Annotated in this window: 23 protein-coding genes; 16 read left to right on the top strand and 7 right to left on the bottom strand. The window is 57.4% G+C overall.

The genetic code is table 11. The features are described 5' to 3' along the window. Positions 1-9: 9 nt before the first annotated feature. The 6 genes from ARCT_RS0122340 (at position 10) to ARCT_RS0122315 (ending at position 7694) form a co-directional block, all read left to right on the top strand. Complete coding sequence (locus ARCT_RS0122340; protein WP_027242069.1) at positions 10-1629, top strand: long-chain-fatty-acid--CoA ligase; 1620 nt, start codon at positions 10-12, stop codon at positions 1627-1629. Between the two features lie 205 nt (positions 1630-1834). After that, the gene (locus ARCT_RS0122335) at positions 1835-2668 is read left to right on the top strand and encodes a flagellar motor protein MotB (protein WP_027242068.1); all 834 of its coding nucleotides are present in this window, start codon (positions 1835-1837) and stop codon (positions 2666-2668) included. A 124-nt stretch (positions 2669-2792) separates the two neighbouring features. Further along, the gene (locus ARCT_RS0122330) at positions 2793-4094 is read left to right on the top strand and encodes a flagellar hook protein FlgE (RefSeq protein ID WP_027242067.1); all 1302 of its coding nucleotides are present in this window, start codon (positions 2793-2795) and stop codon (positions 4092-4094) included. A 43-nt stretch (positions 4095-4137) separates the two neighbouring features. Beyond that, on the top strand, positions 4138-5583 hold the full coding sequence (gene flgK / locus ARCT_RS0122325) for a flagellar hook-associated protein FlgK (RefSeq protein WP_027242066.1): 1446 nt from the start codon (positions 4138-4140) through the stop codon (positions 5581-5583). A gap of 3 nt (positions 5584-5586) precedes the next feature. After that, the gene (locus ARCT_RS0122320; protein WP_027242065.1) at positions 5587-6591 is read left to right on the top strand and encodes a flagellin; all 1005 of its coding nucleotides are present in this window, start codon (positions 5587-5589) and stop codon (positions 6589-6591) included. A gap of 2 nt (positions 6592-6593) precedes the next feature. Further along, complete coding sequence (locus ARCT_RS0122315) at positions 6594-7694, top strand: flagellar basal body P-ring protein FlgI (protein ID WP_379575446.1); 1101 nt, start codon at positions 6594-6596, stop codon at positions 7692-7694. 108 nt (positions 7695-7802) lie between these two features. Here ARCT_RS0122315 and ARCT_RS26735 read toward each other — a convergent pair whose 3' ends face one another. The 5 genes from ARCT_RS26735 to fliF all read right to left on the bottom strand — a co-directional run bounded on the left by ARCT_RS26735 (position 7803) and on the right by fliF (position 11617). Next, positions 7803-8156, bottom strand: a complete 354-nt coding sequence (locus ARCT_RS26735; protein ID WP_051360957.1) for a LysE family translocator — start codon at positions 8154-8156, stop codon at positions 7803-7805. A 159-nt stretch (positions 8157-8315) separates the two neighbouring features. Continuing rightward, positions 8316-9059 (bottom strand): flagellar type III secretion system pore protein FliP, encoded by a 744-nt coding sequence (gene fliP / locus ARCT_RS0122305; RefSeq protein ID WP_027242063.1) that lies wholly within the window; start codon positions 9057-9059, stop codon positions 8316-8318. After that, complete coding sequence (locus tag ARCT_RS0122300; protein ID WP_027242062.1) at positions 9056-9352, bottom strand: FliM/FliN family flagellar motor switch protein; 297 nt, start codon at positions 9350-9352, stop codon at positions 9056-9058. Before ARCT_RS0122300 ends, fliP begins: the two co-directional genes overlap by 4 nt. Then, the gene (locus tag ARCT_RS0122295) at positions 9345-9947 is read right to left on the bottom strand and encodes a FliH/SctL family protein (RefSeq protein ID WP_027242061.1); all 603 of its coding nucleotides are present in this window, start codon (positions 9945-9947) and stop codon (positions 9345-9347) included. Before ARCT_RS0122295 ends, ARCT_RS0122300 begins: the two co-directional genes overlap by 8 nt. Further along, a complete protein-coding gene (fliF, locus tag ARCT_RS0122290) occupies positions 9947-11617 on the bottom strand; it encodes a flagellar basal-body MS-ring/collar protein FliF (RefSeq protein ID WP_027242060.1) in 1671 nt (556 codons plus the stop codon). The genes ARCT_RS0122295 and fliF overlap by 1 nt, the downstream gene beginning before the upstream one ends. A 119-nt stretch (positions 11618-11736) precedes the next feature. On the opposite strand from fliF, the gene ARCT_RS0122285 reads away from it, so the two are divergent. The 9 genes from ARCT_RS0122285 (at position 11737) to ARCT_RS0122245 (ending at position 21702) form a co-directional block, all read left to right on the top strand. Continuing rightward, positions 11737-12261 (top strand): flagellar basal body-associated FliL family protein, encoded by a 525-nt coding sequence (locus ARCT_RS0122285; protein ID WP_027242059.1) that lies wholly within the window; start codon positions 11737-11739, stop codon positions 12259-12261. A gap of 9 nt (positions 12262-12270) precedes the next feature. Beyond that, complete coding sequence (locus ARCT_RS0122280; protein WP_027242058.1) at positions 12271-12744, top strand: hypothetical protein; 474 nt, start codon at positions 12271-12273, stop codon at positions 12742-12744. After that, positions 12744-13373, top strand: coding sequence for a MotE family protein (locus ARCT_RS0122275; protein WP_036785334.1), 630 nt, complete (start codon positions 12744-12746; stop codon positions 13371-13373). The genes ARCT_RS0122280 and ARCT_RS0122275 overlap by 1 nt, the downstream gene beginning before the upstream one ends. Positions 13374-13449: 76 nt before the next feature. After that, positions 13450-14319: a flagellar motor stator protein MotA gene (motA, locus tag ARCT_RS0122270; protein WP_027242056.1), complete on the top strand. Its 870-nt coding sequence runs from the start codon at positions 13450-13452 to the stop codon at positions 14317-14319. Then, positions 14316-16886, top strand: coding sequence for a hypothetical protein (locus tag ARCT_RS0122265; RefSeq protein ID WP_205855545.1), 2571 nt, complete (start codon positions 14316-14318; stop codon positions 16884-16886). The genes motA and ARCT_RS0122265 overlap by 4 nt, the downstream gene beginning before the upstream one ends. A gap of 457 nt (positions 16887-17343) precedes the next feature. After that, the gene (flhA, locus tag ARCT_RS0122260) at positions 17344-19443 is read left to right on the top strand and encodes a flagellar biosynthesis protein FlhA (RefSeq protein WP_051360954.1); all 2100 of its coding nucleotides are present in this window, start codon (positions 17344-17346) and stop codon (positions 19441-19443) included. Next, a complete protein-coding gene (locus ARCT_RS0122255; RefSeq protein WP_027242053.1) occupies positions 19440-20219 on the top strand; it encodes a flagellar biosynthetic protein FliR in 780 nt (259 codons plus the stop codon). The genes flhA and ARCT_RS0122255 overlap by 4 nt, the downstream gene beginning before the upstream one ends. Further along, on the top strand, positions 20216-21298 hold the full coding sequence (gene flhB / locus ARCT_RS0122250; RefSeq protein WP_027242052.1) for a flagellar type III secretion system protein FlhB: 1083 nt from the start codon (positions 20216-20218) through the stop codon (positions 21296-21298). The genes ARCT_RS0122255 and flhB overlap by 4 nt, the downstream gene beginning before the upstream one ends. Next, positions 21298-21702, top strand: coding sequence for a hypothetical protein (locus ARCT_RS0122245; protein WP_027242051.1), 405 nt, complete (start codon positions 21298-21300; stop codon positions 21700-21702). The genes flhB and ARCT_RS0122245 overlap by 1 nt, the downstream gene beginning before the upstream one ends. 150 nt (positions 21703-21852) lie before the next feature. On the opposite strand, the gene ARCT_RS26730 is transcribed toward ARCT_RS0122245, so the two are convergent. Together ARCT_RS26730 and ARCT_RS28515 are read right to left on the bottom strand one after the other, a co-directional pair. Beyond that, complete coding sequence (locus tag ARCT_RS26730) at positions 21853-22488, bottom strand: LysR substrate-binding domain-containing protein (protein ID WP_205855544.1); 636 nt, start codon at positions 22486-22488, stop codon at positions 21853-21855. Beyond that, positions 22418-22756 (bottom strand): LysR family transcriptional regulator, encoded by a 339-nt coding sequence (locus tag ARCT_RS28515; RefSeq protein WP_205855543.1) that lies wholly within the window; start codon positions 22754-22756, stop codon positions 22418-22420. The genes ARCT_RS26730 and ARCT_RS28515 overlap by 71 nt, the downstream gene beginning before the upstream one ends. A 70-nt stretch (positions 22757-22826) precedes the next feature. Between ARCT_RS28515 and ARCT_RS0122235 the strand changes: the two genes are divergently transcribed. After that, positions 22827-23744, top strand: coding sequence for a DMT family transporter (locus tag ARCT_RS0122235; protein ID WP_027242050.1), 918 nt, complete (start codon positions 22827-22829; stop codon positions 23742-23744). Positions 23745-23836 lie beyond the last annotated feature (92 nt).

Genomic DNA, 23836 nt, shown 5'->3' with positions numbered 1-23836 from the left:
ACAGGCGAAATGCTTGGCAAGATGATGCACAAACCGCTGACGATCAGCTCTTTGGTTGAACATGCGGGACGCTATCACGGCGCAACTACAGTGACCTCGGTCGAGACTTCTGGTGAGGTGGTGCATTCCAGCTGGGGGGAGATTGAGGCCAACGCCCGTAAATTGGCCGCCGCACTGGAGCGTTTGGGCGTGGCCCAGGGGGACCGTTGCGGCACCATCGCCTGGAACAACCGCCGCCATCTGGAGATCTATTTTGGTGTCGCCGGCGCCGGTATGATCTGCCACACCATCAATCCGCGCCTGAAACCAGAGCAGCTGATTTATATCATCAATCACGCAGAAGATCAGGTGCTGTTCATTGATGCGACCTTTGTGGCCGCCGTGGGCCAACTGAAAGAGCATCTGAAAACGCTGAAACACATCGTCCTGATGGGGCCGCGCGATGAAGCTGCTGCAAAGGCCGTACCGGGAATCCTGTTTTATGACGAGCTGATCGCTGCGGAAGGCGATGATTACAGCTGGCCCGAGCTGGACGAAAACATGCCGTCGAGCCTGTGTTATACTTCGGGCACCACGGGCAATCCCAAGGGCGTGCAATATACCCACCGCACCACAGTGCTGCACTCGCTGGGGGGGAACCAGCCGGATGGGTTGGCGATTTCGGCGCGTGATACGGTGATGGCAGTGGTGCCGATGTTCCATGTGAATGCCTGGGGCGTACCCTATATTGCTGCGGCCGTTGGCGCCAAACTGGTGCTGCCGGGGCCGAACCTGGATGGCGAAAGCCTGGTCAAGCTGATCGACGGCGAGCAGGTTACCCTGGCGCTGGGCGTTCCAACCATCTGGATGGGTCTGTTGCAGGCGTTGGAAAAGACCGGCAGCAAGGCCGAGAGCCTGACTCGCACCGTTGTTGGTGGCTCGGCGCTGCCAACGGTGATGATCCCGGCCTTCCGCGACAAATACGGGGTTGAGCTGATCCATGCCTGGGGCATGACGGAAACCAGCCCGCTGGGAACGCTGAACCATCTGCTGCAAAAGCATCAGGATCTGTCCGACACCGAAAAAGGCGCGATTCGCGAAGGCCAGGGCCGTCCGCCCTATGGGGTTGAGCTGCGCATTGTCGACGAAGCAGGCCATGTGCTGGCCAATGACGGGGAAACCCAGGGTGAGCTACAGATCCGTGGTCACTGGATCATCGACACCTACTTTGGCCAGGACAAAAGTGCCCTGACCATGGATGGCTGGTTTGACACCGGCGATGTCGCCACCATTGATGGCGATGGGTACATGATCATCCGCGACCGCTCCAAGGATATCATCAAGTCCGGTGGCGAGTGGATCTCGACGGTGGAACTGGAAGATATTGCCATGTCGCACCCCGGTGTGGCGCAGGCCGCTGCCATTGCCGCTCAGCACCCCAAATGGGATGAGCGCCCGGTGCTGATCGCAATCAAATCAGACGCGGATCTGACTGAGGCTGATCTGCTGGCCCATTACGAAGGCCGTGTCGCCAGCTGGCAAATCCCGGACAAGGTGGTTTTTGTGACTGAACTGCCCTTGGGTGGCACCGGTAAAGTGCTGAAGAATAAGCTGCGCGAATCGTTTGGCTCTATCCTGATTGAATCCTGACACAGCTGACCTGCGCCCCAAGCCGGGGCGCAGGTCGGTTGCCCTATTTTATCCGCAGTCCTGGCGTTTTGATTGGGAATTCAGCAGGGCGCAGGGCTGAAACCCTCTATTTATAAGTCTTAACTGCCGGCAAATTTAATTGTTAAGGGCCAGTTAGGACCCCACCTGATATCCCAACAGTGGGTGAAAATTAGTGGTGGTGGATATGAGCGCAAAAGATGGAATGGCGCCTATTATCATCAAGAGGAAAAAAGTCAGCGGTGGCGGTGGCCACCACGGGGGCGCCTGGAAGGTGGCCTATGCTGACTTTGTGACAGCCATGATGGCGTTCTTCTTGTTGATGTGGCTGTTGAACGCAACAACTGAAAAGCAACGTAAGGGTTTGGCGGATTACTTTTCGCCATCCATCCCACTCAGCCGGATTTCCGGCGGCGGCAATGGCGCCTTTCAGGGCGACAGCATGTTTACCGAAGATATCCAGCCGCAATCCGGCACCGGTGCTTCTGACATCAATCCGATGGATGCGCAGAAAGCCCAGGGTGAGACGGGCGTCAGTGATGCCGAGAAGGCCGAGGAAGACAGCAAGTACCGCGCCATCGAAGAGCAGCTTCAGGGCCGCGGCGGTGAAAGCATGGTCTCGGTTGAGATGTCACGCCACATCATTACGCGTGTCACCGACGAAGGTCTGATTATCGAGCTGTTCGAGACAGAGGGGGTCGGTCTCTTCACGGCTGGTGGTGCGGAGCCAACTCCGCTGTTCCGGGATCTGGTGCGTATGGTGGCGCGGGTTAGTGGTAGTGTGAACAATAACATTGCGATCGAAGGGCACATTCAGTCGCAGCCGGTTGTTCTGGCGCAGAACCCGGTTTGGGAAGTGTCCCATGCCCGGGCAAATGTTACCCGGACCCTGCTCGAATCAGGTGGTATGAAATCCAGCCGAATCAATCGGGTTACCGGCCATGCGGACCGCAAACTGGCGGCGAACAATCCCATGGCGGTCAGGAATAACCGCGTGGAAATCATCCTTCTGCGTGAATGAACCCCATGTAATTCTACCCTCGGGCGGCGCAGTATAAATTGCATTTTATCTGTTAGCCGCCCGTTAAGTGCTGATGCGCTAGCTGTTGCTCCAAGAACGACTTATTGCAGCAGAAAGGCGCAACATGACCATTTCTTCCGCCCTGAATGCCGGTGTTTCCGGATTGAGCGCAAACGCGAGCTCGTTGGCCGCAATTTCGGACAATATCGCGAACTCCTCCACAAGCGGGTACAAGAGAGTAGAGACGGATTTCCAATCTATGGTGGTTGGCTCCTCTGGCGGCAGATATTCTGCGGGTGGTGTCTCCGCCAGCAATATGCGCCTGATTGACCAGCGCGGCCCTCTTGTCGGAACCAACAACGCCACCGATCTGGCTGTGAGTGGCCGTGGCATGTTGCCCGTCGCCTCCCTGACCGAAGTGCAGGGCGACAATGGCACTCCAACCATGCTGATGACCACCACCGGGTCGTTCCGCACCAATGACGAAGGTTACCTGACAACAGCATCAGGTCTGGTGCTGCTCGGCTGGCCTGCCAACCCGGATGGCACTGTGTCCGACGGTCCACGCGACACAGCCGAAGGGCTGGAGCCGGTGCAGTATAACATGAACCAGCTGACTGGTGAGCCGACAACAACTGTTGGCCTGGGCGTGAACCTTCCCGCCACTGATACCGAGGCAGGCAGCGCGGGCACCGTGCGCAACATGACGGTTGAATATTATGACAACCTGGGCAGCTCGCAGACGCTGGGGATTACCTATACGCCAACGGTGCCTGCAACTGGCAGCTCGAACGAATGGACCATGCAGATCACCGACAGCGCCTCTGGTGGCGCGGTGATCGGTGAATATACCATGACATTCAATGACAGTCGCGCCGCAGGTGGTTCGCTTGCTTCGGTCACTGCGATTTCGGGCGGTGCTTATGATCCGGCCACTGGCAGTGTTATTGTCAACGTTGATGGTGGACCGATGGAAATCAACGTCGGCATGATTGGTGAAAGCGATGGTTTCACCCAGCTATCAGATACCTTTGCGCCGGCTTCGGTTACCAAAGACGGCTCTGAAGTTGGGACCATGGTTGGTGTTGAAGTTGACCCGCAGGGCTATCTCCGCGCCAACTACGATTCTGGTGCAAGCCGTGTGATCTACAAGATCCCACTGGTGGATGTTCCCAATCTGAATGGCCTGAAATCGCTTGATAACCAGACCTATCTGCCCTCGTCGGACAGTGGATCCTACTTCCTGTGGGACGCGGGGGACGGACCAACAGGGGAAGTTGCCTCTTATTCGCAGGAAGAATCAGCCACCGATGTGGCGACCGAACTGACGGATATGATCAAGACGCAGCGGGCCTATTCTTCCAACGCCAAAGTGATCCAGACCGTCGATGAGATGCTTCAGGAAACCACCAACATCAAGCGATAAGCGTCGCTGATACCTTGACTCCGGCTTAGAAAGAGCGCCTGACATGTCTATCACAAGTGCACTTAACTCCGCGATGACCGGACTGACTGCGAATGCGCGGCTGTCCCAAGTAACTTCGGAGAACCTGGCCAATGCGCTGACGCCTGGCTACTCCTCTCAAAAACTGAACCTGTCCACCAGCCAATATGCGGCTGGTGTCAGGATCGGCGACGTGGAGCGCAACATCAATCCGGCATTGCAATCTACAACCCGCAAGGCTGAGGCTGAATATGCAAAGGTCGGAGTCTACTCGGATTTCTATTCCAGGATGTCCAACTATGTTGGCACCGTGGACGACAATATGTCGATCTCAACCCAAATCTCGAACTTTGACGCTGCGCTGGTTGAGGCAACATCGCGTCCGGATTCGACCGAGCGGCTGCATGACCTTTCGGTCAAGGCGGGCTTGATTGTTCAATCCATTACCAATGCTGCGGACGGGTTGAATCAGCAACGTCTTGCGGCTGAATCCTCGATTGATCTGCAGGTTGATCAATTGAACAGCCAGTTGAAAGAACTGGAAAAGCTGAATGCTCGTATTGTTGTTGCTCAGGCGACAGGCGGTAGCACCACAGCGATGGAAGACCAGCGAGATCTGTTGATTGATACAGTCAACCAGGCGATCCCGGTCAATGTCATACAGCGGGATCAGGGCCGGGTTGCCCTGTTTACCGTTGGCGGTGTCGCCCTGCTGGATGGCAGGGCATCAGAGCTGAGCTTTGACGTCAAGCGCACAATCGAGCCACAGATGACCCAGGACAACGGGTTGTTGTCGGGGTTGGAGATCAATGGTCTGGCGATGGATACCTCTATCACGGGGCCTTTGCGGGGCGGGACCTTGATTGCGGCCTTTGATATTCGCGACAATGTCGCGGTTGAGGCGCAAAATGATCTGGATGCTGTGGCCCGTGATCTGGTGGAGCGTTTCCAGGATCCGGCGTTGGATGCCACTATTGGCCTTACCGATGCAGGGATCTTTACCGATGGTGGCGGCGCCTTTGATGTCGCCGATACAGTTGGCCTGGCCGCGCGGCTGGAATTGAACGATCTGATTGCCATGGACGGTCAGGCAGAAACCTGGCGTCTGCGGGATGGCCTGTATGCTGCCGCCGAAGGCGATCCTGGTGATGCCAGCCAATTGATCGCATATTCCGATGCGATCAGCGAAAACCGGACTGTATCAACCACCAAATTGGGCACCATTTCTTCGGATCTCAACACCCTTAGCGCCTCTCTCATGTCGCGGTTTGCCCGAGACAGTGACAGCGCCAGCAATTCGCTAAGCTATGCTGCCACCAGTTATACCGAGCTGGCTCAAGCAGAGCTGGCCCTGGGTGTGGATTCGGACGCCGAGCTGCAAAACATGATGCTCATCGAGAATGCCTACGCAGCAAATGCACGCATGCTGTCGACCATTGATGCGATGATGGAATCTCTTCTGAGGATATAACGTATGATCTATAATTCCTACGGCGACCTGACCACACATAGTTTCCTGCGCAATCGCAATGCGGAACTCAAGATGGATCTGGCGACGCTGTCGCAAGAAGTTTCCACCGGCAAAAAGTCCAACCTGACCGAAGAGTTGGGGGGGGACTTTTCCTATCTGGCGGATATCGAAAACAATCTGAACCGGATTAACAGCCAAACCGTTGCCACCAACGAAACCAAACTCTTCGCGCTGAGCATGCAGAGCAATCTGTCGCGCATTGCGGAAGGGACGCAGCTGATGCGTGACGATATCATCTCGGTCTCGACCACGCTGAATGCAGTAGATGCGGAACAGTTCGCCAAAGAGGCTGACCGTCAGCTGGATGCTGCAATCAGCTCATTGAATGGTTGGGCCGGTGGGCGCAGCCTGTTTTCCGGCACGGCGACGGGAACATCGCCGCTGAATAGCGCCGACACATTGATGAGCGAACTGGTGCTCGAAACAGCCGGTCTGACCGATGCTGCCGACATCGTTCAGGCGGTGAAAGACTGGTTTGCAGATCCCGCAGGTTTTGACGCGGTGATGTACAATGGGTCGACCACCGATCTTTCTCCCGTCGAAATTGGCGATGGCGAGACGGTATCGCTGGCCCTGCGCGCCGATGACCCGGACCTGACCCATGCCTTGCAGAGCTTTGCCATTCTTGCCCTGTTGGATGAACCGGCTCTGGCACTGTCTGATGAAGCCAAGGTCGGCCTGACCCGTGCGGGGATGACCGAAATGGCTGACAGTAGCTCTCGTTTGATTGGGGTGCAGGCGGATATCGGCTTTATGGAAGCTCAGCTTGAACGGGTCAGCACGCGCAATGAGGCCAGCAAAACCAGCCTCAGCCTTGCCTTCAACGACATTGTTCTGGCCGATCAGTATGAAGTCTCCTCCAAGCTGAAATCGACAGAGACCCAGCTGGAAATCCTTTATACGGTGACTGCGCGCAGCGCCCAACTCAGCCTTGTGAAGCACATGTGATGATGAAATTCTTTCGCCTTTTGATCGCCTGCCTGCTGCTGCCGACCCTGGCGCAGGCCAATGCAATTCGCCTCAAGGATCTTGTCGAATTCGACGGAGTACGCGGCAACGATCTGGTTGGATACGGCCTTGTGGTCGGGCTCAATGGTACTGGGGACGGGCTGCGAAACTCGCCCTTCACCGAAGAAATCATGACCAATATTCTGGAACGTCTTGGTGTCAATGTGACCGGCGAACAGTTCCGGCCCAAAAATGTGGCGGCGGTCTTTGTGACGGCAACCCTGCCGCCCTTTGCGCGTGTTGGCGGTACTGTGGATGTCACGGTGTCCGCCATTGGCGATTCCAAAAGCCTGCTGGGCGGGACCCTGATCATGACGCCGCTGAATGCGGCGGATGGTCAGATCTATGCAGTTGCGCAAGGCACGGTCCTGGCCGGCGGCGCAGTAGCCGAAGGGGACGGAGCCAAGGTCACCCAGGGGGTTCCGACCTCGGGTGGTATTCCGGCAGGGGCGCGGGTTGAGCGCGAGATCGGTTTTGATCTGTCATCGCTGACCACCATGCGTCTGGCCCTGCGGGAGCCGGATTTCACCACCGCCGAACGGATCGAGCGCGCGGTGAACGAAGAGTTTGGCCGTGGCGTTGCCCTGATGCGCGATTCCGGCACTGTTGAGATCGACATCAAACGTACCAATGCCCGGTCAACGGCCCATGCTGTTGGACGGATGGAAAACCTGCGGGTTGAACCTCAGCGCAAGGCGCGTGTGGTGGTCGATCAGCGCTCTGGCACTATTGTGATGGGCAGCGATGTGCGCATCTCACGGGTTGCGGTGGCCCAGGGCAACCTGACCCTGCGCATCGAAGAGGCCCCCCTGGTATCACAGCCGAACCCCTTTGCTGATGGCGAAACCGTTGTGGTGCCGCGCACGGTTGCTGCGATCGACGAAGAAGCAGGTATCCAGCTGGCCGAGGTGCACGAAACCACCTCGCTGTCCGAGGTGGTGTCCGGTCTGAACGCTTTGGGTGTGTCGCCCCGCGACATGATCGACATCCTCAAAAGCCTGAAAGCCGCAGGTGCATTGCACGCTGAGTTTGTGGTGCGCTAAAGCAAAAAACTGACGGTACTCGCTAAAAACCCCGGATCGCCACAGGCGGCCGGGGTTTTTATTTGGCAGTGCCAGATCTCAAAGGGGAGCACAGCCTTGTGCTGGGTATCAGACCTCGACCCGGTAGCTAGCGAGTTTAGCGCCAAAGCCGATAAACACCACTCCGGTCACAGCTTTCAGCCAGCGCTGAAAACGACCGCTTTTTGCCATTGAGCTGAGCTGGGAAAACAGCATTACCATGGCGCCAAACCAAAGCGCGTTGATCAAGGCCTGTACTGAGACAAGCATCAGAGAGACGCTGACCGTTGCGTCGCCCAGATTGATGAACTGCCGAAAGGCCGCGAGGTCGAACATCGAAACCTTCGGGTTGAGCGCCTTGGTGATCAGAACGCCATTGGAGCCGGGCGACATGACCGGCAGTGAGGCCACAAAGGCAAATGCTAGAATTTCTGACCAAGTCATCGCACACTCCAATTCCAGTTCCTGTGAAATTTGGACAGACAGCCTGCGTTTTCATAGGCGAGAGACATGCAAAAAACCCCCCGTACCAAAAGGTATGGGGGGTTAGATCATTTTTGTGGATCTGCTCTGAAGGACGCAGTTTGTATCTTATTTTAGCGGCTAGGGATAATAGCTGCGCACCAGGGCGGTTGCGATCAGGCTCCAGCCGTCGGCAACGACAAAGAAAGCCAGCTTGAACGGCAGGGAGACCACCGCCGGGGGCACCATCATCATCCCCATCGACATCAGCACAGCTGCCACCACAAGGTCGATCACCAGGAAGGGCAGGAAGACCAGAAAGCCGATCTGAAAGGCGCGGGCAATTTCAGACAGCAGGAAGCTGGGAATCAGCACCGAAAGCGGCGCTTCGGGACTGGGGTTCATGGCTTCCATGTCCGGGCGCAGATCGGAAATCGCATAGAAGGTATCCGGATCCAGCCGATTGGCCATGAAGGCCCGAAAGGGCTCCAGGCCACGCGTCAGGCCGGTTTCAATGTCGATCTGTTCTTCGATCAATGGGCTGATGCCGACCTGCCAGGCCTCGGTAAAGACGGGCTCCATGACAAAATAGGTGAGAAACAGCGCCAGGCTGATCATCATCATATTGGGGGGCGCCTGCTGTAGACCCAGACCCTGGCGGAGAATCGACAGAACCGTCACCAGGAATGGGAAACAGGTGATCATGATCAGCAGGCCAGGAGCCAGGCTGAGCACGGTGATCAGCAGGATAAGCTGGATCGAGCGGGCCGAGATGGATTGCCCCTCGGCGAGCGACAGGCTCAGCTCCTGCGCCATTGCCGCCTGCGGCAGCATCAGGGCTGCGCAGGAGACAACAAGAGTGAGGATTAGGGCTGTGCGTGTCATCCCAGACCGTTTTGCAAATCGGCGATCTCGGTCAGGCGAACCGCCAATTGACCGGCCTGATCGCCTTCCATTTCTTCAAGCTGACCTCGGGCGACCAACCGATCACCAACATAAAGATCAACGGGATCCTCGACGCGTTTATCCAGCGCCAGAACCGCATTTTCACACAGGCCCACCAGATCGCGGACCAGCGGTCGGGCTTTGCCAACCGAGACGACAACTTCGACGGGAACGGAAACAAACGGGTTGCTGGCGTCGGTGGCCTTCATTTTGAGATCGTCGGCGTCATCCATACTGGCTGTCCTCTCTGACGTGGTAGGTAAAGGCTTCAATTGATTCCTGAATGGACTCAACCAGCCCTGAACTGTTGATTTCGCGTTCCGAAGTTCCGGCACGCAGATAGGCCTGCCCCGCTGACAGGTTTTCGTCTTCCTGAACCTGTACCGGAGTGGCAAAAGAATCGGGCAATAGGGCGCGCACTGCGGCGCCTTCGCCTGGCGACACAAAGATGCTCATCGGTTGCTGCGTGTGCAACTTGGCCATGTCGGTCATTTGATCGACGATATGGTGGCCAAAGGTCGCGGCCATGGTATCGGGCAGTACGGCACTGGTCAGAACCTTGAACATGGGGTCCAGAGATTCGATCAGCTGCGCCTGCGCCTCTTTGTAGGTAAAGTTCAGATCCTCCAGCGAACTTGTCAAAGTGGCTGAAATATGAGCCGTCTCTTTATCCTTGGCCGTTACCGCATCGTCCCAGCCGGCGCTGTATCCGTTTTCATAAGAGACAGCCCGTTCTTCCTCCATCGCCTCTTCCGAGATTTCCGGGAAAGAAGATGGTTGTACGATGGTTGCGGGACCAAAATCTTCTAGCAGGTGAGTAATTCCCATCAGACCCGTTCCTCATTTTCTTCCAGCCATCCGCGCAGGATCTGGACGGTTTCTTCTTGGCGTTCGCCGATCATTTCACGCAGACGATCAACTGGGTTTTCGCCGCCGCGGCCGATGGCGGGGAGGCCACCCATGTCCCCCATGCCACCCATGTCTCCGATGCCGCCGAACTGGCCGCCATCCTGGATTTCACCATCCAGGGCGATATTGGCGCCAAGATCCGGGTTCATCATGAAGTCCCCCATGCCAGGCGCGGTGCCCATGACGGGAAGGTCAGGCAGCCCGCCCATCGGATCCATATCCGGGGCGCTAAGGGCAGGAAGACCTTCGCTTTTGCCTGCCAGAATTGGCCGCACCACAAAGAGACCAAGCACCAGGGTCACAATGGCAAGCGCTGCCATCTGAATGAGTCCCATGGCGTCAAAGTAAAGGTTATCCATAAAGGACGAGGTGGCTGCGGTACCTGCGGGTTCGATGACGGGCAGATCCATGGATTTCAAGGTGATGACATCGCCACGGGCCTCGTCAAATCCGATTGCCGCCGAGATCAGCTCGCGCAGGGCGCCAAGCTCTTCTTCGGGACGCGGTTCAAACACGGCTTCGCCAGCGTCATTGGTCACCGTCTGGCCATTGATCAGCACCGCAACGGTCAGGCGTTTGATTGCACCTGGGCCGCGGATGATTTCTTTTTCGGTCTCGGAGATCTCATAGTTTACCCGTTCGCGAGTCGCGGTGGTGTTGTTTTTTGATCCCTGGCCCGAGGCCGCATCACCATCCGGGATATTCGAGGCCACGGTGACCTCGCCGGATTGGTTGCTGGACACATCGGCACGTTCTTCGACATCTGTACTGATGGCGACACGGCTGGCTGGATCAACATGTTTTTCGCGGATCGATTCGGTGTCGGTGACGGTATCGACGCTGACTTCGACCACGGCATTGCCGTGACCCACGCGGGCCTCGACCAGGCGCATGACCCGTTCGCGAATCGACTGCGAGCGATCATCGGTTCCAGCGCCGGCAGCAGCCGCAGCTTCGGGAGATCCGATCAAAGAGCCATTGGCATCGATCACGGCAACATTATCAACCGCCAGTCCGGTGACGGCGGAGGCAACCAAAAAGCGAATTGCATTGGCCTGTGCCGGCGTGATCGGCGATCCCAGAGGCACGACGGATACGGAGGCTGTTGGATCCACGGTGCGCTGAAAAGGATTGACGCCAGTATTGGCAATATGAACACGGGCCTGGCTGATATGGGGGCTGGCAACGATGGTACGGGCCAGCTCTCCTTCTTTGGCGCGCCAGTAGGCTGCATCAAACATCTGCGATGTTGTGCCAAACCCGGTAAGCGAATCGAGCAGTTCATAGCCGCGACCGCCATTTGCCGGCAGGCCTTCGCTGGCCAGCGTCATGCGCAGTTCGTCGCGGCGATCAGCGGGGACATAAATAGAGCCACCGCGGACTTCGTATTGTGTGCCGGTCGTTTCCAGTGACCGTACTACATCCCCAGCTGAGCCACTTTCGAGCCCGGCATAGAGTAATTTCATGGTTGGCTTGCTCGCCACATGGGACATGGCAAGCACACTCGCAATAACTGCAACTGTGGCGCCAACCACAATGAGCCGCTTGCGCGTATCCAAACCGGTCCAGACATTCTTGATCTGCTGCAATTTAACCTCCGTCGCACCGGCATTCTGTCCGGCGTGAGCTCTTTTTGACTGAGGGGCCTTAACATTCGGTTAGTTCCTCGGGGGTTATGAAGGCCTTGCACGACGTTTTAGGGAAAGCCATGACAGACGCTGTAGTGAATGCGGAAGAAAACGCACCGGGTAAAAAAAGCAAACTGCCCCTCGTCATTGGGGTCGTCCTTGCAATTGCAGGCGGCGGTGGCGGATTTTTTGCAGTTTCGTCAGGGCTTCTTCCCTTTGGTAAATCCGCAGAGTCCGAAGAGACTCATGCGGCTGTAGAAGCGCCAGAAGGCGTAGATAGTGGTGAGACGGCGGAGGATATCGCCAAGCTTGCCTTCATCGAGATGGAACCAATTGTGATTTCGCTGCGCAAAGCCAGCGGCATTAAGCACTTGCGGTTCAACGCACAATTAGAGGTGGATCTGATCCACCAGGCCGAGGTCGAAAAAGTCCTCCCCCGTGTAGTCGATGTACTGAATAGCTATCTTCGCGCTTTGGAGCTTGAGGATCTGTCTGATCCGATGGCGCTGCCAAAGCTGCGCGCGCAGATGCTGCGGCGAATCAACATAGCCACCGGACAGGGGCGTGTGCGTGATTTGCTGATTATGGAATTCGTACTGAACTAGGAGAACGGGATGGACCTTATTGCTGATATCCTGCTTGCGGCGGGGGCCCTTGGGGCCGGATTTTATTGTTTGGTGCTTTCGCGCCGACTGAAACGGTTCAATGACCTGGAAAAGGGCGTCGGCGGAGCCGTAGCCGTGCTTTCCTCGCAAGTAGATGACTTGAACAAATCTTTTGTCTCGGCGCGGCAAATCACCGAGGGCTCCAGCCAGGCGCTGGATCAGCTCACCGGGCGGGCCGAATCGGTGGCGCAGCGGCTGGAGCTGATGATGGCCTCGATGCATGACATGCCGGAAGTAAATGCCGCAGCACCGCAGCCACAACGGGCCGTTCCTCCCCGGGCGGAAGAAAATGATGCTCTGGCTGTTGCCTATGAGACCGAAGCAGCCCCCAAGGCAGCGGTTGAGGTCCAGGCAGAAGATCCAAACAAATCAGCCGGCGTCATGTTTGTACGCCACAACCGCGATAAGAATCGGGTGGCGTGATGACTGTTAAACAGCCAAAGAGCAAAAAGGAAAAGAAGCCAGGACGCAGCCGTAGCAGCGCCTTGCTTTTGTTGTCGCTGCTTTTGATTGGCTCGGCGCTGGTGCGCCTGGGTCTGGAGGCAGGTCCGGCAATTGCGCGGGAAGTCTCCAATCTTCAGAACAGCAAAGAACAAGGGTCCAATCACGGTGGCCAGATGCAAAGCCAGGGCATGCCGTCTTCTGCTGAGCTGCAAGCGATGCTGGCAGCCTTCAAGGAGCGCGAAGCGGCGCTAGAGCTGCGGGAAGCCGAGATCGAAGACCGCATGAAGGCTCTGGGAATCGCTGATGAGGCCATTGACCGGAAACTGGCGGCTTTGGAGAAGGCAGAAGAAGAGCTGCGGACGACATTGGCATTGGCCGATGGCGCCACAGAGGCTGATGTTGATCGCCTGACCACGGTTTACGAACAGATGAAGCCAAAAGAATCGGCTGCGCTGTTTGAAGAAATGGATCCCAATTTTGCAGCCGGTTTCCTGGCGCGTATGCGGCCAGAGGCTGCGGCTGGTATTATGGCCGGCCTGAGCCCGGAAGCCGCCTATACAATCAGCGTTGTGATGGCAGGTCGCAATAGCGGAGTTCCCAAGGAATAACTTGGGCCTCATGCTCAGCCTTTCTTAATCAGACTCACCTAAGTTTAGATGAAGCAACGTAATTTGGAGTGGCCGCATGATCGGTGTGATTGGCATAGTCGTAATTTTTGTCATGGTTTTCGGTGGTTACATCCTGGCCGGTGGCAAGATGGGAATCATTTTGAAGGCCTTGCCTTTTGAGATGATGATCATCGGTGGCGCCGCTGTTGGTACCTTCATGATCAGCAACGATATGAGTAGTATCAAGCACACCCTTAAAGACGTCGGGAAAGTCTTTAAGGGGGCGAAATGGAAGTCTGATGATTATCGGGATCTCCTGTGCCTATTGTTCGCGCTGATCCGTATCGCCCGGGCCAACCCGGTTGAGGTGGAACAGCATATCGAAGACCCCGAGAACTCCTCGGTTTTCAATAAATACCCCAAGATTCTGGGGGACAGCGAAGCGGTGAACCTGATTTGTGACACCATGCGCTCTGCCTCGATGAACTATGATGATCCGCATCAGGTCGAAGAGGTGCTGGAAAAGCGCATGGAGGCGAACTACCAACATGCGCAGCATTCGAGCCACGCCCTGCAGGTTGTTGCAGATGGGCTTCCGGCGCTTGGGATTGTTGCCGCTGTTATGGGTGTTATCAAAACCATGGCCGCGATCGACCAGCCGCCAGAGGTTTTGGGTAAAATGATCGGTGGCGCGCTTGTTGGGACATTCCTGGGGATTTTTCTGGCCTATGGTCTGGTTGGTCCTTTTGCCGACAAGGTGAAAACCATCACCGAAGAAGACTCTCACTTTTACAAATTGATCCGCGAAGTGCTGGTTGCGAACCTTCACAACCATGCGGCCGCCATCTGTATCGAAGTTGGTCGCCAAAACACGCCTTCGCATATTCGCCCCGGCTTTTCTGAACTGGAAGAAGCCCTCAGATCGGTAAAACAGGACGCAGCATGATTTGGCGCGCATTTGCGATAGCCGCCACAGCGTTGGCGGCGGGCACCTCTGCCCAGGCTGAAACCATCGTGACCCGCTCAGGCGAGCATGATGGCTTCTCGCGCCTGGTCATGCGCCTGCCCGATGGGGCGCAATGGACGCTCAACCAATCTGGGCGTACCGCAAGCCTAAAAATTAATTCGTCTACTGCTGTATATGACACCTCGCGGGTATGGGATCTGATCCCCCGCGATCGTTTGCAGCGTCTGACACAAAGTGGTCCCGGTCAGCCCCTGCGGTTCGAATTGGGCTGTGACTGTGAAATCAAGTCCTACCTGCAGCGCGACGGCTATCTGGTTGTCGATATTACCGATGGCCGTGGGACGCCGTTGCCGTCCAATCCGGTGCTGTCCAACCCGCTACAGGGCAATTTTGGCGCGCTGTCGCTTGGCTCTCCGGTGGATTCTGTCGCACAGGAGCCAAGGGTCCCTTCAGCAACAACCGGATACCGGTTCAACCTGGCCCAGGGGGCTGTTGCGGATGCCCGTCTGGCGTTGAACCTGAAATCTGCGATCCGCGCTGATCAGGGCGGGCAAGTCAGCCAACAGCAGGCAGAGCCTGCCGAGGTGCCTGTCAGGACAACCCAGGAACTGATCGCAGAATCTGCAGGTCTGGCAGAGCCCGAACCCGTAGGGTCGCGTGGATCTGCGGTTCTGGCCGCCGGGCTGGACGCTGAGCTGGGTCTGAACCAATCTCCGGTCAGCCCAGAGCCGATGGCAGAGGACGAGACCGCAGCGCAGGAACCTATGGCGGACCCGCAGGAACTTCCCGAGATGAATCTGCTTCTCAATATGGAGGAGACGGCGCGGGCTGCTGCGGTGAATGCCTCCGAGCAGCGATTGCTGCAACAGATTGGCAGAGCAGCCAACCAGGGTTTGCTGGAGGTGGCACAGTCAGAACGTGACACCGATGGACATCGGCCGCTAGAGCCGCTGGGGCGGTCGGATCGGCCCTTGAACGCGCTGAACAACATTTCTGTGACCTCGGCTATCGACCGTGAGACAGGGTTGATTGCGCGCGCGACCACGGAATCCAATCTCGATGACCATTGCATGCCGGATCGGCGGATCGCCATTCACACCTGGGGCAATGACAGCCCCTTTGCAGATCAGCTTGGCCCGTTGCGCGGTGCCTTGGTGCGTGAGTTTGATGATATCAACCCAGCCGGTGTGCGCGCTCTTGCCAAGCTTTACCTCTACTTTGGCTTTGGCGCCGAGGCCCGAGGCATGCTGTCCATGCTGCCCACAGAGCGGATTGATCCCGAGCAACAGGCCACGCTTATGGCGATGGCAGATCTGATGGACGGCAAAGAGATTGGCATCAATCATCCGTTTTCGGGGCAGCAGGGCTGCAATGGGCAAACGGCGCTTTGGTCGGTTCTGGCGGATGGCAACATCCGCAAGACGGCCAATACCGATGCAATCCAACAGGCCTTTGCCAAATTGCCTGTCCATCTGCGGGTGAACTTTGGCCCCCGTCTCAGCTCCATGTTTGCTGAATCTGGCGATCTTCATATTGCCGAGGCAATTTTGCGCTCTGTTAGCCTGACCGGGATGGAATTTGTGCCGGAGCTCAACCTGGCCGAAGCTGCAATCGCAGAGCTGGAAGGCAATACCGAGGTGGTGGCAGAGAAGCTCACCGACGAGGTCGCCGAGCGTACTGAAAGCGCACCAACGGCGCTGATTGATCTGATTGAGCTCAGCTATAATGAACGCAAAGCGCTGTCTCCGGATGTACCAGAGCTGATCGCCTCGTATGAACTGGAAAGCCGCGATACCGCACTGGGTGGGTCTCTGCGCAAGGCCGGTGTGGTGTCTCTGGCATTGACCGGAGAGTTTTCCCAGGCGTTTGACGAGCTGAAACAGGTGACCCGACGGGACGGGCCTGCGGCGCGGGCCGATGTGATTGACCCGCTGATGACCCTGCTGACCGAACGGGCGGATGATGTGACATTCCTGCAGTATAGCCTGGTGTTTGCCGGTCAATCGACCGCCGCCGAAGCTGGCCCGGTGGCCGAGCTGATGGCGCGTCGCCTGCTGGATCTGGGGTTTGCGGAACAGGCGCAATCCTTGCTGCAGAAACTGGCGCTGGAGCCTGAAAACAAAGACCGCCGCCTGATGATGGCCGAAACCGCGCTGGCGCTGGGCAAGCCCCACAACGCGCTGGTCGAGTTGATGGGCCTGGACGGATCGGAAGCCAACCGGATGCGGGCCGAGGCCCTGTGGCGCAACGGTGAATATGGCCGCTCTGGCGAATATATGCTGGAAGAAGACGCAAATGCTGCGGCGCGTGGCTTCTGGCACTCTGAGAACATGGAGGCGATCGAGACCATGACTCCCGCCGAAGATGCGCCCTTTGGGCAGGTTGCCACGGTGACCAGCCAGATCTCCAAAGCCAGCCAGGATCCCGAAGGTCTCTCGCCGCTGGCCCATGCACGGGCTCTGGTTGAGAGCAGCATCGGCACCCGTGACAATATTCTCGACCTGCTCAACAGGGTCGACTCGGCGAACGCTCCCCCGGCCGAATAGGCGCCGGGTTGAATTGGAGCCAGGTTGAATCGGAGCCAGTGCAGGGCCGTGTGAGAGTGCAGGGCCGTGTGAGAGTTCGGATGAATTTACGAAAGGCCGCCCCAGGGGCGGCCTTTTGTTGTCCTGCTAACACTTTGTCAACTGTCTGAAACTACCTTGGATTTTAGATGAATCCGGGATTGGACAGGCAGAATGCCGTTAGCTATCAGAACTTCAGATCGGCGCATGTCGCGGTCTTTGCATTATCGGTCAATCCCTGCGGCCTTAGGGTGGCAGGCTGGGGCGATATCCCGTGCTTCCCTGGCCAGGGTAAGACCTGCTGCGGTCTTGAACAGGCCGCCTCCCACTCGTTTTGAACGCACGGCCTGGGCCGGGAGCTCCACCATGTGTGGGGGGCTTTGGCATGTCCCCAAAGATCACATCGTCATCAATTGCCTGATTGCTCCAGAACAAGAGAATGCTCGTGCCTAAATTTACCGCTCAACAGCTTTTTAGCCCGACAGTGCTTTTGGCGCTGGCCCTGATGGCGATCATCGTGATGATGATCCTGCCAATGCCAGCCTGGGTGCTGGATGTGGGCCTTGCCGCGTCTTTTGGCCTGGCGATCCTGATTTTCACCATAACCCTGTTCATCGAGCGGCCGCTGGATTTCTCGTCCTTCCCGACGATCCTGCTGGCCTCTTTGATGCTGCGCCTGTCGCTGAACATTTCGTCAACCAAGCTGATCATCGGGCAAGGCCATACCGGTACGGATGCGGCCGGCGACGTGATCCAGGGCTTTGCCCAGTTTGTCATGGGCGGTAGCGTTTTTCTGGGTCTGGTGACCTTTGGCGTTTTGCTCATTGTAAACTTCATGGTCATCAACAAGGGCGCGGCCCGGATGGCCGAAGTTGGCGCACGTTTTGCGCTGGACGGGATGCCGGGCAAACAGATGGCGATTGACGCTGACATGGCGGCGGGCGCGATCGACCATGCCACCGCCAAGGAGCGCCGTGAGAACGACCAGAAGGAAACCACCTTCTTTGGTTCGCTTGATGGGGCCTCGAAATTTGTCAAAGGTGACGCGGTTGCCGGTCTGCTTATTACACTGCTGAACCTGGTGATGGGTCTGGTGATGGGCGTTATCGTCCACGGGATGCCGGTCTCTACCGCTTTTGAAACCTATGCGATCCTGACCGTCGGTGACGGTCTTGTCTCGCAGATCCCATCGGTCATCATCTCGATTGCTGCAGCGCTTTTGCTGGCCCGTGGGGGTGCCACCGGAGCGACAGATATCGCGCTGATGGATCAGTTTGGCAAACACCCGGCGGCCCTGGCCACGGTTGCGGTCCTGATGGTGATGTTTGCACTGGTCCCTGGCCTGCCTTTCCTGCCCTTTGTTCTTGGGGGTGGGGTCCTGGGATTTGCCGCCTACCGTATCCAGGTAAAGATCAAGGCAAAAGAAGACGCCGAGATCGAAGATGAGATGGAGGAGACCGCCAATCCAACGCCGAGCAAGGCGCTGGGTGATATCCTTGATCTTGACGATCTGCACCTGGAGTTCGCCCCGGATCTGGTCAGCATGGTTCTGGATGCCGGCACCGGACTGGACGCGCGTATCGCCAATATGCGGACCCATATTGCCACCAGCTTTGGCCTGATTCTCCCCGAAATTCGTCTCACGGATCAGGCGGATCTGGTGCGCGGAACCTATGTGGTGAAAGTGCAGGGGGTTGAACAGGTGCGCGGCACGCTGCACCCGGATATGGTTCTGGCCTTGATGCCCGACAACCATAGTGCCCTGCCCCCGGGGACGGATGTAACCGAGCCCGTCTATGGAGCGCCAGCGCGCTGGATCAATGCGGCGCAACAACAGGATGCCGTCCTTGCCGGGGCCACGGTTGTGACCCCGCCGGAAATCCTGGCGACACATCTTCTGGAAGTCATCAAGCAGAACTTTGCCCGCTTGCTGACCTTCAAATCACTGCGCCGTCTTCTGAATGAAATGAGCGAGCTGTCTGATCCATTCCGCGCCGAAGCCAACCGCAAGCTGCTGGAGGATCTGGTGCCCGACAAGGTGCCACTGGATACCCTGCATTCGGTCCTGCGTCTGCTGCTGGAAGAGCGTGTGTCGATCCGCAATATCCCTCTGATTCTGGAGGCCATTGCAGAGGCACGTATCCACTCTACCCAGCCAGAGGTGATCTGCGAACAGGTGCGTCAGCGCCTGGGCTTCCAGCTGGTTGCCGAGATGAAGCGCGCGGATGGTACCATCCCGCTTATTCAGCTGGCGCCGGAATGGGAGGATACCTTCTCGACCTATCAGGTGGATGTCAGCGCCGGCAATCTGGACGTGGCCCTGCCCCCCGATATGTTCAACCGGCTGGCAGAGGGTCTGAGCGAGCGTCTGAACACAGTGACCGAGCAGGGCATCTTTGCCGCCGTGGTGACCTCTACCCGCCGCCGCCGCTATCTGCGGACTATTCTGAAATCCCGTGGTCTCACCAATCCGGTGCTCTCCTTCGAGGAAATCGGTCTGGAGGCCCGCCCCGCATTGGTCGGAATGGTTGCTGCATGACACTGCTGGATCTCCCTCCAGAGCTGCGCGCGTTTCTTGGGGCGAGTTTCTGGCATTTTGCCATTGTCTTTTTGCGGGTCGGCGCGATGACAGCCCTGTTGCCGGCCTTTGGTGAACAATATGTCCCGATGAATGTGAAGCTGGCGATTGCCGTTGCTTTTACCTTTGTCGTGGCGCCGGCGCTGCCGTTGTTTCCCGAGCCCACAACACCGCTGCATTTTGCCGGTCTGGCCGCCAGCGAGGCCATCATTGGCCTGGCTTTGGGGATGTCGGTCCGACTGTTTCTCATGGGGTTGCAGATGGCTGGTATAATTGCGGCGCAAAGCACCTCCCTGTCGCAGGTTCTGGGCAATATCGGCATTGATGCCCTGCCGGCAATAGGCGGGGTGTTGTTGGTGTCAGGTCTGGCGCTGGCGGTGATGATGGGGCTGCATGTCCGGGTGGCAGAGTTTCTGATCTATTCCTACCAGATATTTCCGCTCGGCGATTACCCTGCCCCCGCCGGTTTTTCGGAATGGGGTCTGCACCGGATCTCCCGGGCTTTTTATATGGCCTTCACCCTGGCGGCGCCATTTCTCATCACGGCGGTGATCTACAATCTGGCGCTGGGCGTGATCAACCGTGCCATGCCTCAGTTGATGGTGTTCTTTGTCGGTGCGCCGGTGATCACCTTTGGTGGCCTGTTCATTCTGATGGTGGCCAGCCCGTTGATCCTGGATGTCTGGATGCGCGAGATGATGACCTTCTTTTCTGATCCCGGAGGTGGCTTGCCATGAGCGACGACGACGATTCAGACAAGTCATTTGAACCAACAGATTCCAAACTGCGCAAGGCACGGGAGAAAGGCGAGGTTGCCAAATCAGCCGATCTTTCCGTGGCGGCCGCCTATATGGGCCTGGTCGTCGCCTTCTATGGGGCTGGCCATGGTATGGTAACCGAATTTGGCACTGTGTTGATGTCGATCATCGACCAGCCGGAACGGCTGGCGAAACAGCTGTTTTCCGGCAATGGCACGCCTCCTATTGGCGGTATGATTGTGGCCCTGGTCTGGCCTTTGATCCCGCTGTTTTTAATCCCCTTTGTGTTGGTCCTGTTGTCAATCGTCGGCCAACGAGCACTGGTCTTTGCGCCCAGCAAGCTTGAACCCAAGATCTCGCGGCTTTCGGTGATTTCCAACGCCAAGAACAAATTTGGTCGCGCCGGGTTGTTCGAGTTTGGCAAAAGCGCCTTCAAGCTGATGATTTATTCGATTTGCCTTGGTGTTTACCTCAAGAACCGGATGCCCGAGATGATCGCTTCGGCGGCAACCGGGGCCTCTTCGGTGATCAAGATGCTGGCAGAGCTGGGAATGGAGTTCCTGGTGATTGCCTTGCTGATCTCGATTACCATCGGGGTGGTGGATGCGATTTTCCAGCATGATGAACATCGCCGCAAGAACATGATGTCGCGTAAGGAAATCCAGGACGAGACCAAGGATGCCGAGGGTGATCCCCATATGAAAGGCAAACGGCGTCAAAAAGCCATGCAGATCGCCACGGGTCAGATGATGGCTGCGGTGCCAGAGGCCAGCGTTGTGATCGTCAACCCGACCCACTATGCGGTGGCGCTGAAATGGGAAGGTGGTGCCGGCACGGCGCCGATCTGCGTGGCCAAGGGTGTGGATGAGGTCGCCGCGACCATCCGCCGGATCGCCAATGAAAACGCCATTCCAATCCACAGTGATCCGCCAACTGCGCGGGCGCTTTATGCCACCATCGGGATCGGCGACGAGGTTGAGGAAGAGTATTATGCGCCGGTGGCAGCGGCGATCCGCTTTGCCGATGAGATGCGCGAGCGGGCCAAGGGAGGTCTTTGATGAAACAGAAGATGGCAATGCTAAAACAGATGGCTGCAGTCACCGAAGCCCAATACCTGAAGGAACACGCCAAAATTAAACCGATCCTGGATCACGAGGCGCGGCTGCGCGGTCAATTGACCAGGTTGGAGGCACAGGTCAACGAGGCCCGCATTGAGGCCGATGGCGACATGCCAATGAAGGCTTTGGGGGCGGATCTGCTGTGGGAGGGCTGGCATCTGAACACGCGTCGGAACCTCAACATGCAGCTGGCGCAGGTCACCGCCCGCAAGCTGATGGCGATGGATCGTCTGCGTAAAACCTTTGGCCGCAAAACCGCTGTGAGCGAGATGGAAAAGACCGAAAAACTGCGGCTCAAAACAGCCCGTGCAAAATCCCTGGAGGCGCAGCTGCTTGGTCTTTGATATTTTGTGATGCCCCGTTGGGGCAGGGGCCAACGCTCTACTCAGATGGAAAGCGCCAGGGCACTCTGTCAGGTCTGAAGAGATCAGCAGCGGCGCCTTGCCCCATGTGCCGTGAACGGCAGGTTTGTAGGGTTGCCTCTGGTTGCGAACCTATTTTGCGGCAACACGCGCATGCGGGCGCAGGTTGGCCAAAGCCAGGGCAACGAAGGCTCCGGCAAGCTTACTGCCATCATCCGCAATGCGGATATGGGTCGATGGCAAGTCCGGTAGGCCATAATGTGAAGGCGCTTCAACCAAATCGCGATCTGACAAAGATACTGGCAAGGCCGCGATGGCGAGATCTGCCCTCAACGCAGCGACCTGACCCATCGAGGTGTCACTGGAATAGGCCACGCGATAATCGCGACCGGCCTTTTGAAGGGATGTTAGCGCAGCTTCGCGCCAGGCACATCCGACCTGCGCGACGGCGAGTGGAAGAGGATCGTGCTGACCGGCGCTACCGCCATCGAGCGCAAGCCATTTCAGCGGCTCCGAAAAAAGATCGTGCGTAGGCAGGCTTGACGGGCCGACATCATTGAACAGTGCCAGATTGACCGAGCCGTTCGCGAGGCCGCGCAGAACGGCGTCGCTGGTGCCAAGACGCACATCGACCTGAACATCCGGATATGTCTCGGCAAAACGCCGCAACAGGCCCGGAACGAGCGATACCCCAAGGTCATGCGGCGCCGCCAGCGCGATCAGCCCCCGCCAGTGGAGAGGCTCGAAAGATCGAAAGCGTTTCGTCATTCAGACTTAACAGGCGGCGGGCTTGCCGCAGCAATGTTTCACCCTGCGCCGTCAGCGCAACGTTTCGGGCGTCCCGCTCCAGCAATCGTGCGCCCAACAGATCTTCGAGCTTTGCGATCTGAAGGCTGACAGCCGAAGCAGACTTATTCACCCGCGCCGCCGCACGCCGAAACGATCCGGTTTCACAAATCGTAACAAAGCTTCGCAACGCGTCCAGATTCAATGTTCTGTTTTCTGCTGCCTCTAAGGTTTCGATTTTTTGCATCATAGGATGAGTTCATATCGTTTTTCTAAATATTTTTCAAAGCCTATTCTCCCGCCTGAACGGGAGAAATGTTGTGAGCAAATCGCGAAATATTCTGGTGGGTCTTGGCTGGGCCATTGTTGCGATCATGGTTTGGTCCGGGTCTTTGGTGATGCTACGGCTTGGCATGACGACAAACCTGAATGCCTATGATTTGACCATGTTGCGGTTTGGCGTGGCGGCGGTGCTCTTGGCTCCTGTTGCCCTAGGGCGCGGGACAGGGACGAACCGGCTGAGACCGATGGGGGTAGTCGCGATGGTGATTGCCTTTGGCGCGCCCTATGTCATGCTGATTTCACTTGCCATGAAGACCGCACCAGCCGTGGTCGCAGGCGCACTTAATCCGGGGGTCATGGCCATTGCCTCGGTGCTGCTGGCGCGCGCTGTCTCTGGAGACAAGGTTGGGGTTGCCCGGGGTGTGGGACTGGCGCTGGCTGCTGCGGGGATTGCCCTGTTCGTTCTGGCGGGAGGTGCCGTCACAACTGGTCATTTCATCCTGATCGTGACCGGTATTATGTGGGCGGTCTATGCGCTGATCGTCCGCCAGGCTGCTGTCCCGGCCCTCAATGCAACAGCGCTTGTTGCGGTGTTTTCGGCGATCTTCTTCTTGCCGGTCTATCTTATTGCATTGCCAAAGAAAATCTTCGTGGCCCCGTTGCCGGACATCTTGCTGCAAGCTGGGTTTCAGGGCGTTCTAGTCAGCGTCGTGGCCATCTATTCTTTCAATCGCTCCGCTGAGCTTCTGGGGCCGGTTGCAGGGGCAAGCCTCCCCGCGCTCATACCCGTTGTCACACTCGGCCTTGGTTTCATGCTGCTTGGCGAAACGGCCAGTGCCGGGGCAATTGTCTCGGCGATTGTTGTGACGCTGGGGCTGGCAGTGATACTTGTCGGACAGCCGACTATGCGCTGGATTTTATCCCAAACCCGGAGGCGCAGTTGCAGACAGGGGTAGATCGCAAGTTCGCTTAGGCGCATAACCCATACATGCAACGGGCCCGCTGGAGATAGCAGGCCCGTTGTAGCATTCCGGATTCCCAGTCAGTT

The organism is Pseudophaeobacter arcticus DSM 23566 (assembly GCF_000473205.1).
Classification (GTDB): Bacteria; Pseudomonadota; Alphaproteobacteria; order Rhodobacterales; family Rhodobacteraceae; genus Pseudophaeobacter; species Pseudophaeobacter arcticus.
Note: the sequence above shows the minus strand (reverse complement) of the source record. Positions and strands in the feature narration are given on the sequence as shown.

Bases quoted from the DNA above. Each gene is read 5' to 3' on its own strand.
- ARCT_RS0122295 (WP_027242061.1), bottom strand. From the start codon at position 9,947: ATGGGAATTACTCACCTGCTAGAAGATTTTGGTCCCGCAACCATCGTA.
- ARCT_RS0122265 (WP_205855545.1), top strand. From the start codon at position 14,316: ATGATTTGGCGCGCATTTGCGATAGCCGCCACAGCGTTGGCGGCGGGC.
- ARCT_RS0122255 (WP_027242053.1), top strand. From the start codon at position 19,440: ATGACACTGCTGGATCTCCCTCCAGAGCTGCGCGCGTTTCTTGGGGCG.
- flgK (WP_027242066.1), top strand. From the start codon at position 4,138: ATGTCTATCACAAGTGCACTTAACTCCGCGATGACCGGACTGACTGCG.
- ARCT_RS0122315 (WP_379575446.1), top strand. From the start codon at position 6,594: ATGAAATTCTTTCGCCTTTTGATCGCCTGCCTGCTGCTGCCGACCCTG.
- ARCT_RS28515 (WP_205855543.1), bottom strand. From the start codon at position 22,756: ATGATGCAAAAAATCGAAACCTTAGAGGCAGCAGAAAACAGAACATTG.
- flhA (WP_051360954.1), top strand. From the start codon at position 17,344: ATGCTCGTGCCTAAATTTACCGCTCAACAGCTTTTTAGCCCGACAGTG.
- ARCT_RS26735 (WP_051360957.1), bottom strand. From the start codon at position 8,156: ATGACTTGGTCAGAAATTCTAGCATTTGCCTTTGTGGCCTCACTGCCG.
- flhB (WP_027242052.1), top strand. From the start codon at position 20,216: ATGAGCGACGACGACGATTCAGACAAGTCATTTGAACCAACAGATTCC.
- ARCT_RS0122275 (WP_036785334.1), top strand. From the start codon at position 12,744: ATGACTGTTAAACAGCCAAAGAGCAAAAAGGAAAAGAAGCCAGGACGC.
- ARCT_RS0122245 (WP_027242051.1), top strand. From the start codon at position 21,298: ATGAAACAGAAGATGGCAATGCTAAAACAGATGGCTGCAGTCACCGAA.
- ARCT_RS0122300 (WP_027242062.1), bottom strand. From the start codon at position 9,352: ATGGATGACGCCGACGATCTCAAAATGAAGGCCACCGACGCCAGCAAC.
- fliP (WP_027242063.1), bottom strand. From the start codon at position 9,059: ATGACACGCACAGCCCTAATCCTCACTCTTGTTGTCTCCTGCGCAGCC.
- ARCT_RS0122285 (WP_027242059.1), top strand. From the start codon at position 11,737: ATGACAGACGCTGTAGTGAATGCGGAAGAAAACGCACCGGGTAAAAAA.
- ARCT_RS0122335 (WP_027242068.1), top strand. From the start codon at position 1,835: ATGAGCGCAAAAGATGGAATGGCGCCTATTATCATCAAGAGGAAAAAA.
- ARCT_RS0122330 (WP_027242067.1), top strand. From the start codon at position 2,793: ATGACCATTTCTTCCGCCCTGAATGCCGGTGTTTCCGGATTGAGCGCA.
- ARCT_RS0122280 (WP_027242058.1), top strand. From the start codon at position 12,271: ATGGACCTTATTGCTGATATCCTGCTTGCGGCGGGGGCCCTTGGGGCC.
- ARCT_RS0122320 (WP_027242065.1), top strand. From the start codon at position 5,587: ATGATCTATAATTCCTACGGCGACCTGACCACACATAGTTTCCTGCGC.
- ARCT_RS0122340 (WP_027242069.1), top strand. From the start codon at position 10: ATGCTTGGCAAGATGATGCACAAACCGCTGACGATCAGCTCTTTGGTT.
- ARCT_RS26730 (WP_205855544.1), bottom strand. From the start codon at position 22,488: ATGACGAAACGCTTTCGATCTTTCGAGCCTCTCCACTGGCGGGGGCTG.
- motA (WP_027242056.1), top strand. From the start codon at position 13,450: ATGATCGGTGTGATTGGCATAGTCGTAATTTTTGTCATGGTTTTCGGT.